General features: G+C 43.4%; 9 protein-coding genes. 4 read left to right on the forward strand and 5 right to left on the reverse strand.

The genetic code is table 11. The features are described 5' to 3' along the window. Both AC1DOV_RS34175 and glsA read left to right on the forward strand, forming a co-directional pair. On the forward strand, positions 1–234 hold a 234-nt coding region (locus AC1DOV_RS34175), incomplete at its 5' end, for a hypothetical protein (RefSeq protein ID WP_477552115.1). A gap of 165 nt (positions 235–399) precedes the next feature. Continuing rightward, entirely contained in the window at positions 400–1341 is a 942-nt protein-coding gene (gene glsA / locus AC1DOV_RS34180; protein ID WP_076271731.1) for a glutaminase A, read from the forward strand. A 78-nt stretch (positions 1342–1419) separates the two neighbouring features. On the opposite strand, the gene AC1DOV_RS34185 is transcribed toward glsA, so the two are convergent. The 5 genes from AC1DOV_RS34185 to arfA form a co-directional block, all read right to left on the reverse strand. Continuing rightward, entirely contained in the window at positions 1420–1980 is a 561-nt protein-coding gene (locus tag AC1DOV_RS34185; protein ID WP_339204113.1) for a DUF1232 domain-containing protein, read from the reverse strand. A gap of 98 nt (positions 1981–2078) precedes the next feature. Next, on the reverse strand, positions 2079–3923 hold the full coding sequence (locus tag AC1DOV_RS34190; RefSeq protein WP_477552116.1) for an ABC transporter ATP-binding protein: 1845 nt from the start codon (positions 3921–3923) through the stop codon (positions 2079–2081). After that, the gene (locus tag AC1DOV_RS34195) at positions 3916–5646 is read right to left on the reverse strand and encodes an ABC transporter ATP-binding protein (protein WP_441887183.1); all 1731 of its coding nucleotides are present in this window, start codon (positions 5644–5646) and stop codon (positions 3916–3918) included. Before AC1DOV_RS34195 ends, AC1DOV_RS34190 begins: the two co-directional genes overlap by 8 nt. Positions 5647–5785: 139 nt before the next feature. After that, entirely contained in the window at positions 5786–6709 is a 924-nt protein-coding gene (locus tag AC1DOV_RS34200) for an ArsR/SmtB family transcription factor (RefSeq protein WP_477552117.1), read from the reverse strand. Positions 6710–6794: 85 nt separating this feature from the next. Then, a complete protein-coding gene (arfA, locus tag AC1DOV_RS34205) occupies positions 6795–8303 on the reverse strand; it encodes an arabinosylfuranosidase ArfA (RefSeq protein WP_441887186.1) in 1509 nt (502 codons plus the stop codon). 321 nt (positions 8304–8624) lie between these two features. Between arfA and AC1DOV_RS34210 the strand changes: the two genes are divergently transcribed. Both AC1DOV_RS34210 and AC1DOV_RS34215 read left to right on the forward strand, forming a co-directional pair. Further along, positions 8625–9533: a sensor domain-containing diguanylate cyclase gene (locus AC1DOV_RS34210; RefSeq protein ID WP_441887188.1), complete on the forward strand. Its 909-nt coding sequence runs from the start codon at positions 8625–8627 to the stop codon at positions 9531–9533. 169 nt (positions 9534–9702) lie between these two features. Continuing rightward, the coding region (locus AC1DOV_RS34215) for a SpoVR family protein (protein ID WP_477552118.1) at positions 9703–10134 on the forward strand (432 nt) is incomplete at its 3' end.

A 10134-nucleotide genomic window follows, 5' to 3' on the forward strand; every position in this document is an offset into this window, starting at 1 on the left:
AGGATCAAACTCTCCAAATTGGTGTTTGACTTGCTCATTACTTTTATCGCTATATTTGCTCATCCCGAAGGATTTGCAAGGCAGTTATTACTCGTTGTTCAGTTTTCAAAGAGCAAACTTTTCTATCGTTTGTCTTGCTTGTTTTTCTTGTCGTCCGCGTGTTTCTCTCGGCCGGAATTAGAATATATCATGCCCCCCTCCAATTGGTCAAGCATTTATTTAAAAAAACTTTAAAAAGCATGTTTTCACTCGATTTTCGGTAAAATATAACCAATTACTTTCAAATAAACTTAACAAATTCCAACTTTATAAACACTTCGTAATTATAATAGAATAATAATATGATTATTCAGCCATTTATCCAATTTTAGAGCTAGTTCACAAGAGGGAGCAATAAAAATGACATTATCAGAAATCGAACGTATTCAAGCTCTGCTTCCACAATGGGTTGAATCAAGCCGTGAACAATGCAGCAGCGGCAAAGTTGCCTCCTATATACCCGAGCTGTCGAAATCACCGATTGGGGCATTAGGAATACACCTTATTGATTCAAACGGCCTTTCTATATCTGAAGGCGATACAGATCTCTCTTTTACGATGCAAAGTATTTCAAAAGTATTCACGCTCATTTTAGCGCTAATGGATAACGGAGAAGATGTCGTCTTTGACAAGGTTGGCATGGAGCCTACTGGAGACAACTTTAATTCTATGCTGAAGCTTGAGCTCGTACAGCCGGGCATTCCTTTTAATCCACTAATAAATGCTGGAGCCATTGCGATCTCTTCTTTAATTGCTGGCAAAGATCCTGCTGAAAAATCTGCACGAGTGTTAGACTTCCTTCGCCTTCTTTCTAATAATAGCTCACTTGACTACGATATGGACGTCTATCGTTCTGAAGCGGATACAGCGAACCTTAATCGTTCAATGGCATATTTCCTCAAAGATAACGGTGTTCTGCAAGGATCAGTCGAAGATGTCCTTGAAGTTTATTTCCGGCACTGCTCCATCAGCGTAACCTGTGCAGATTTGGCTCAAATGGCTTTAGTTCTGGCGCATAACGGCAAAAATCCTACAACCGGAGAACAGCTTATTCCTCGCCGCTTCGTTCAAATTGCCAAAACCTTTATGATAACTTGCGGCATGTACAATGCCTCTGGAGAGTTTGCGATTCATGTCGGGTTGCCAGCCAAGAGCGGCGTATCCGGCGGTATTTTAACGCTGGTGCCTGGCCGTTATGGTATCGGATTAGTTGGTCCATCGCTGAACCGAAAAGGAAACAGCATCGCTGGTGTTGCTCTTCTTGAGTCGTTATCGAGAGAGTTTGAATGGAGCTTGTTCTAATATACTGCCTTACTTGAAAACAAAAAGGATGACCGCTTGCGATAAACTCGCTGGGTCATCCTTTTTATACTGTTTGTATTACGACTGTGGATCAATTAGCTTCACATTTTTGTTCAATATGAAAAACTGCTCTGCCTTCTCACGGTGATCTTCCGTTATTTGGCCACTAAGAGACCTGTAAGCGATGAATACAGCTGTTGCATCATCAACAAAACCTGCTACAGGTATAAAATCCGGAATAAGATCAAGCGGCAAAATCCAATAGGCTAAAGCTCCAATAGCTGTGACCTTAGCAGATAGCGGCGTCTTGGGATCAGCCGAGCAATAATAAAGCGTGACTACTTCTTTAGCGAACGGCACCTTAGCTGCATGACGCTTCACTTTTGCCCAGAACCCTTCCTCTACATACTTCGTTTGCTTCTCATGGTCACCTAATTTGCTAATGTACTTTTCTATATCAACTTCCTCAGGCGGATTGATTTGTTTATGATCCAAGGTCCTTTGAAGCCCTTCTTCTGCATCTTTAAGATCAGCATCATCAATCAGTATCGTACCGCAAGAGGAGCATTCCACAACCATTTGCCTGTTCGCGTCGACATCATTTTGGTTTCCACATTTGGGGCACAGGGTAATAGTCATACATCCCACCTCCTTGATATAACTAATAATACTCTCCATCCCCTAAAATAGTTGCAATAAGGTTTGCGTATATCAGTAATAGTGTGCCATGTAGACGTTTAATCTGATTCACTCAGCATGCCATTATTAAGCTGCCCATTAACGAGCGAGCTGTAAAAGCCTTTTTGCATAAGGAGCTGTGAATGTGATCCTTTCTCCAAAATGGCACCGTCACGCAGCACTACAATCTGATCCGCTTGTTGAATGGTGTTCAGACGATGGGCAATGACAAAGCTCGTTCTCCCTTTCATAAGCCGCTGCAGCGCTTCCTGGATTTTTATTTCAGTGACCGTATCGATACTGCTTGTCGCTTCATCTAATACAAGGATTGAAGGATCTGCTAGAATCGCTCTGGCAATGGCAAGCAGCTGCTTCTGTCCTTGGCTAATTCCACTGCCGTCTGATTTGAGTACGGTCCCATAGCCGTCCTTCAGACGAGAAATAAAGGAATGTGCGTTTGCGAGTTTTGCAGCCTGTTGGACTTCTAAATCCGTTGCATCCAGCTTGCCGTAACGGATATTTTCATAGATGGTCCCCTCGAACAGAAATGGGTCCTGCAGTACAAACGCCATATGCGAGCGCAAATTTTCACGTTTGAGCGTACGTGTATCGTGCCCATCAATCAAGATGCTGCCCGAGCTCGGATCATAGAATCGGCACAAAAGCTGGATGAGTGTTGTTTTACCCGCTCCGGTTGGACCTACTAGAGCGATCGTCTCTCCTGGCGTAGCTTCAAAGCTTACCTCGCTTATCGTAGCTGTCCTTCCTTCATAAGCAAATGTTACTTTATCAAAAACGACTTTTCCGCTTACTTCTGCAAGTTCGCGAGCTGCTCCCTCATCTTTTCGTTCCTCATCTTCGCTTAGCACATCAAATACACGTTCAGCACCAGCGACAGCAGATAATAGCGTATTCCACTGGTTAGCAAGGTCATTAAGCGGTCTTGTGAACTGCCTGGAATATTCCACAAATATAATAATTGTACCGACTGTTATTTGATCATTTAAAACAAATATCGCACCTATTCCTGCAATGATCGTGAAGCTTAAGTTGTTTAACGCGTTCATCAGCTTCGGAATGAAACCAGAAATCGTCTGCGCCCAGAAGCCAGAAACCCGAATACGCTCGTTGCGCTCCTTGAAGGCGGAGATGACTGTTTTTTCCTGAGAAAAGGCCTTCACTATGCGTTGTCCTGACAATGTTTCTTCTATATAACCATTTAAGTCGCCAAGATTGCGCTGCTGAGCTTTGAACAGTCGGCCGGTTTGTTTTGTGATCCATTTCATCCCCAGCACCATAAGCGGCACAACGAGGAAGGTTAATAGAGTCAAAAGCGGACTAAGGGACAACATAACGCTTACGGTTCCAACAAGAAGAAGGATACTTGAAAACACCTGAATAACAGAGCTATTTAAAGATGAGCTTACGTTTTCTATGTCATTCGTAACGCGGCTCATTAGTTCTCCATGCTGACGCTTGCTGAAAAAAGGGATCGGCAGCCTATGCAAATGATCAAACAATTCGACCCGCATGCGATAGACCGTTTTTTGCGAAATGGTTATCATCCAAATACTTTGGAGCCACATCGTGATCGAGTGCAGCGCATAAACGAGAGCCATCAATAGTAGAAAAACAATAATTCCGCTATCTCTATTCATCAAAAAGCGATCGATTGCGGTACCTGCCATATAGGGTCCCAGCAATGAGAACGCAGAGCTTAATATAACCATTACGATGACAGCTGCAAGTCTGCCCTTATAGACGATCAGGTAACTCCACATTTGCTTCAGCGTTTGGCTCATATTTTGCGCGCGTGGTTTACGTTTACCTTTGTCTGCTGCAGTGGATTCGACCGCTTCCCCAGATCTTTGGTACTGAAAAGGCTCCTTTAATTGTCTAAGCACGGGACACACCTTCCTTCCCGAACTGTGACTCGTATATTTTCTGATACAAACTGGATTCACGGATCAACTGCTCATGCTTGCCTTGTGCCAGCAATTGGCCTTCATCAAGTAGAAGAATTGAATCCGCAGCTACGGTTGAGCTTATTTTTTGCGTGATAAGGAATGTCGTGCAGCTCATATTTTTAAGTGCTTGCAGAAGAGCAGCCTCGGTTTGTACATCGAGTGCGCTTGTGCTGTCATCAAGCAGCAGCACAACTGGCTTTCTAACTAATGCCCTCGCAATCGTTAGACGCTGCTTCTGTCCACCTGAGAGATTTACTCCTTTTTGCCCCACTATCGTATCGTATTGTTCCGGCAGCTTCATAATCGTGTCATGGATTTGAGCTAGTTTGGCAGCCTCTATAATTTCTTCGATGCTGGCATTCTCCTTGCCCCAGCGAATATTATCCGCCACCGTGCCTGTAAACAGCATGATTTCTTGCGGAACATACCCAATTTGCTTGCGAAGCTGCTCAAGCTTCATTAAGCGATTGTCTTTGCCATCCACGCGAATCACGCCCGTCTGCACATCGTAAAGTCTAGGAATCAGTTGAATGAGCGATGTTTTGCCAGAACCGGTCGCACCCATAATGGCAATTGTCTCACCCGGTAATACCGAGAAGGATATATCTCGCAATACATGCAGATCAGAATCCGGATATTCAAAAGATACGTTCTCGAAGGAAACGTATCCCTCACGAAGCTTTACCGCTTCATCGCTGTCAACTGTATCTGTTAAGTCGATATCCGTTAGCACAACCTCTTCAATTCTTTGAGCTGATGCGCGCGCTCTCGAGAAGTTGACCACGATCATGGACATGATGGATAAAGCACCAATCGTCCTCATCGCATAGTTCAAAATGGCAACCACCTCACCAACGGTTGCTCCATTCCGATCGAGCTCGATTCTGCCAAACCACAACACGGCTATAACAATCGCATTCATAAATAACAGCACGATTGGCATCGTAACTTCCGTTAAACGAAGAGCGGATACGGTACGATCCATCAGCTGCTCGCTGGAAAATGCAAAACGCTTCGATTCATGCTTCATCCGAACGAATACACGCACGATTCTCATGCCGATTAAATTTTGCTGCATCACGCTATTCACTTGATCCAGCTGCTTCTGAACAGAACGAAAAAGCTTTTCTCCCTTTTTAAGCACCCAAAGCAGAAAAACACCAAGAAACGGAATGACCGCAGCAAGCCATATGGCCAGCTTAGGCTGAACGATAAAGGCCATTATGATACTTCCGATTACGAGCAATGGGGCGCGAAGCATAATACGCAGTCCCATGAACACTGTATTTTGCAGCTGTGAAACGTCATTCGTTAATCTAGTAATAAGCGATGATTCCGGAAAACGATTAAAATTGGCAAATGAGAACGATTGCACTTTTTCATAAAGCCGCTCTCTTAAATCAAATCCGAAGCTCTGACTTACGTGTGAAGCATAAAAAGAACTAAGTATTCCTACAATAAAAGCGATAACAGAGCAACCAATTAGAAAGCCGCCCCATTGCAGCACAACCGATAAATTATTTTTATCAATACCATCATCAATGATTTTTGAAATAATATACGGTTGAAGCAGCTCCACTACGAGCTCCACCAGCATAAGCAGCAGAGCAACGTAAGCAGCAAAACGATATTTTTTGAGAAAATTGAACATAGTCAGCATCTTTGTTCCTCCGAGTAATAATGGCTTAGATTAGCTATCCTACTCATTATATCTTTTTGAACAGAAAATGGTATGCACGATTATAAACTCGGGGCTATCTGAGGGAGGGGGTGCGCCTGCTTAAGGCAGTCAAGCTGCCTTAAACACTGCGCGCATCTTCATAGAACACTCGAAACATAATATCGTGATTATAGTTGCCAAAACCCTTGCCATATAAGGTTAACCCGCCTACGTTAACGGCATCTTCCTTCACGCCAATGCGGAATGTCCAGAAATTTCGCTCCAACCCAATTTCACCGATACTAGTTGATGACATATGCTGTCCATCAATTAGCGTCCCATCCTCTTGAATGCGTATCACCTTGAGCAGTCCGTATTGATTGACCCGATCTCCCCACCAAGCCGGTGAGAAACGTCCTCTTACATCTCCATAATCACCAGGGCTCGTCCACATACCGATATCCATTCCATTAAGGGAAAAATTAATGTCAGATGGCCAATTATCGTTTACCCCTGGCGCTTCTGAACCCAGCTCCAGTGTAATTTCAAGTGCCACAGGCCGTTGACCCGCTAACAAATAATTCGGCACCTTGTATTCCACATAACCTTTGCCGAACCAAAGAATGCCTGCATTCATTCGCTCCGGTTCCAAGAAGAAACGCGGATCGTCAAATTGCCCAATCAGCTTCTCCGTTGTAGCAATGCCGCAAGTCGGAAACACTTCAAATTCTGTAAAATGTCCAACTGGCACGCTAACGTCATGCACCTTCTTCACATCCAGCGCCTTAGGAGGCAGTTCAATCGTTATGGTACGTTCAGCAAGCGAGCAAATTTTATGTGTGCCGCCATGTTTACGAACCATCTTCGTCTCTACAATGCCAGCCTTCTCCAGCTTCCGAATATGCATCGTTACAATCGCGCTGCTTAGACCGATAGCTTCAGCAAGCTCCTTCACGTTCATCATATTTGTTGCAAGCAAATTAATAATGGAGAGCCTGACAGGACTAGCCAATGCCTCATATAAAGGCAGCCATGCTTCATCCGTATTCGCATTTATCATCATGATCTCCTCCTCTCTCTTTACTATAATAATAGAAGGGCATCCCAAAAGCCGCAATCGCGGCTTCCGGATCCCCTTGTTGATTCCATTATAGTTTAATACGAATAACGTTCCATGATGCTTTGCTAAGCGTCGCGGCAATTTTTCCGCCGTCTGCAAGCGCAGCATTACCTGCTGTGTGCGGTTTTACGCGATTTGGCGCGTCTGCCGTGTTCGTCATTTTCAAATCATCAGATTCAAGCACGATATGCTCAATTAGTTGGAAAGCACCGAAGCTGCGCAAGTCGATTTCGAATGGAAGAGACTCTTCCGTGTTGCGGTTAACCGCAAAAATCGTTACTTCCTCTTTCTCTTCATTATGAACGGCTACCGTTTCCAAGTATGGTACGTCTGTAAAATCCTTTGTATCATGCTTCGGCGATTTCACTAGCGGTACCAGCACTGTGCCACGACCGAAAATGCTTGCGTGCATGTATGGATAATAAATCGTTTGCTTCCATGCAGGTCCGCCATTTTGCGTCATGATTGGTGCGATCACGTTAACCAGCTGTGCGATACAAGCCATCTTTACACGATCTGCACGTTTAAGCATACTGATCAGCATGCAGCCAACAACAAGTGCATCTTCATGATTATACACGTCCTCAAGCTGTGGCGGAGCAATTTGCCAAGGATCAAGCTTGCGGTCTTGTGCATTCGAATGATACCACACATTCCACTCGTCAAAGGAAAGGTTGATTTGCTTCTTTCCACGTTTTTTTGCTTGCACATAATCACAGGTTGAAATGACTGTATTAATGTAGGAATCCATGCTCATAGACTGTGCAAGGAAGTTTTTCGTGTCGTTATGAGGGTTCCCATAATATTGATGAATCGACACATAATCAATCGTATCATAAGCAAGATCAAGTACGGTAGCTTCCCATTCAGGGAACGTCGGCATTCCGATGTGCGAGCTTCCACATGCGACTAGCTCTATGGTCGGATCAACCCATCGCATCGCTTTTCCTGCTTCGTTAGCAAGGCGACCATATTCTACAGAAGTTTTGTGTCCGATTTGCCAAGGTCCATCCATTTCATTGCCGAGACACCATGTCTTTACATTATGGGGATCTTTATAACCATGCTGGATGCGAAGATCGCTCCAATATGATCCTGACTTATGATTGGAGTATTCAATCAAGTTGCGTGCATCATCAATGCCGCGAGTACCAAGATTGACGGCCATCATAGCGTCTGTATTCACCTTTTTGCACCAGTCCATAAATTCATTAAAGCCGATCCAATTGGGCTCAACCGTTCGCCATGCAAGCTCAAGCCTCTTCGGACGCTGATCTACCGGACCAACACCATCCTCCCAGTTGTAACCGGATACAAAATTACCGCCAGGATAACGGACGATAGGCACATCAAGTCCCTTTACAAGCTCAAGAACATCGGAGCGAAAACCCTGCTCATCTGCTTGCGGATGATCCGCCTCATAAATGCCGCCATAAACCGCACGCCCAAGATGTTCTATGAATGATCCATATATACGTTTATCCACTTCCCCAACTTGAAAATCCTTATCCACTATCATTGTCGCTTTGTTTGTCATAATCATCCACCTCAATTAAATTAATAATTTCATTAATTAGTTAGTTAAGAGTTAATAGTGATTTATACTACTTATTTAACTACACGTTCGTAATTAATTCAAGTATTAATTTTATATATGATGAATTTATATTTATATTAATTCATAGGAATAGAGGACCGATTCTTTATTCGATACAAGGTTAAGGTTTACGAAGTCATAAATTTATAGTTCAATTTGCCTAGTTATTATCAATTGTTTCTTGAGTTAGTCCTCTTTTTAGACTACTATGGGACTATAAGGTAATTCCTTTGTTTCAACACTACGGCAGGAGTTGAGAGCATGAGCAGTACCATACGCTCACTAGAAGATGCAGCCGACCATATTATTGACACCTTGAAGCACTTTCTACAGGTTGACACTTTATTGATAGCTACAATTGATCATAATGGAAGCAGAATCATAAGAGCGCTCAACCGTCATGAAAATGAAGGAACCAATAGCTTACCGTTACATTTGCTGCAAAGTTATTGCAATCTTGTTTTAGAGCAGGATTGTTCCATTCTTAACATCACCAATACACTCGATGATCCGCGTACAGCCTCTTTACCTATTACCCAGCAACTTGGAGCACAAGCTTTGGTCGGAATCGCTGTAAGAACAGCTGACCAGACAGCAGTTGGTACCCTATGCGCCATAAATAAAGAACCGATTCATCTAGATGAAAGGCAGCTCGGATTTCTCCATTCGATGGCCGCTTTTTTCGGATATATATTGGATTTAGAAAACGCAAGTGTTACGGACAGCTTGACCGGTCTTTACAATCGACGTTATTTATCTCATTTGGATCATGCTGGCTCGGACAAGCAGTTTAGTGTGATGTTCATCGACATCGATGATTTTAAAGAGGTTAATGATTCGTTCGGTCATGACTTTGGTGATTTGCTGCTGCTTCAAATTTCCAAGAGACTGAAACAAGACGTCAGAAAAACCGACATCCTCGTTAGATACGGTGGAGACGAATTCGTTATTTGCTTTCAGCATTTGGTGGACAACCAAGATATCGATTTTGTAGCCAGTAAAATAAAAAAATCGATTGACGAGCCATTCACAATCAATGGTCATATCATTCATATTTCCGCTAGCATAGGCATTAGTTCAACGCACGGCACGGCTAGCACGCTAAAAGAATTGATAAGCAACGCTGACCTAGCGATGTACGACAATAAGCAAAATGAAAAAAAACTTTGAGATCGTCTGATTCCACTTTGAGTATTTACTCGAAAAGGCAGACGTCCAAGGTTTTTTCTTTTTTTGATCGCCACATACGCTGAGTCCATCCTGCACACTTCGTCATAACCTTGACCACCCGCTCATACACATGGTATGAATCGTATTTTCGCATGCGGAGGGATGACGGATGAGACAGGATGAAATTCGTGCACTGGAGCGATCCATTGATGAAATAACAGAAATAGCTACCGGCTTTGGTTTAGACTTTTATCAAATGCGCTATGAGATTTGCCCGGCAGAAATTATTTATACCTTTGGCGCGTATGGTATGCCAACAAGGTTTAGCCACTGGAGCTTTGGAAAAACGTTCAACAAAATGAAGCTCCAGTACGACTTCGGCTTAAGCAAAATTTATGAGCTCGTTATTAACTCCAACCCCTGCTACGCGTTTCTTCTAGAGGGAAATTCTTTAATTCAAAATAAACTCATCGTCGCCCATGTGCTCGCTCACTGTGATTTTTTCAAAAACAACGCTCGCTTTGGTGTAACCAATCGCAATATGGTCGAGAGCATGTCTGCTACAGCGGATCGTATTCATCAATATGAAATGGATCATGGC

This window comes from Paenibacillus sp. 01T47 (assembly GCF_056398245.1).

What these genes read in the sequence shown, in the direction of transcription:
- AC1DOV_RS34200 (WP_477552117.1), bottom strand. Translation starts at nt 6,709, where the DNA reads ATGATGATAAATGCGAATACGGATGAAGCATGGCTGCCTTTATATGAG.
- AC1DOV_RS34210 (WP_441887188.1), top strand. Translation starts at nt 8,625, where the DNA reads ATGAGCAGTACCATACGCTCACTAGAAGATGCAGCCGACCATATTATT.
- AC1DOV_RS34185 (WP_339204113.1), bottom strand. Translation starts at nt 1,980, where the DNA reads ATGACTATTACCCTGTGCCCCAAATGTGGAAACCAAAATGATGTCGAC.
- glsA (WP_076271731.1), top strand. Translation starts at nt 400, where the DNA reads ATGACATTATCAGAAATCGAACGTATTCAAGCTCTGCTTCCACAATGG.
- arfA (WP_441887186.1), bottom strand. Translation starts at nt 8,303, where the DNA reads ATGACAAACAAAGCGACAATGATAGTGGATAAGGATTTTCAAGTTGGG.
- AC1DOV_RS34195 (WP_441887183.1), bottom strand. Translation starts at nt 5,646, where the DNA reads ATGCTGACTATGTTCAATTTTCTCAAAAAATATCGTTTTGCTGCTTAC.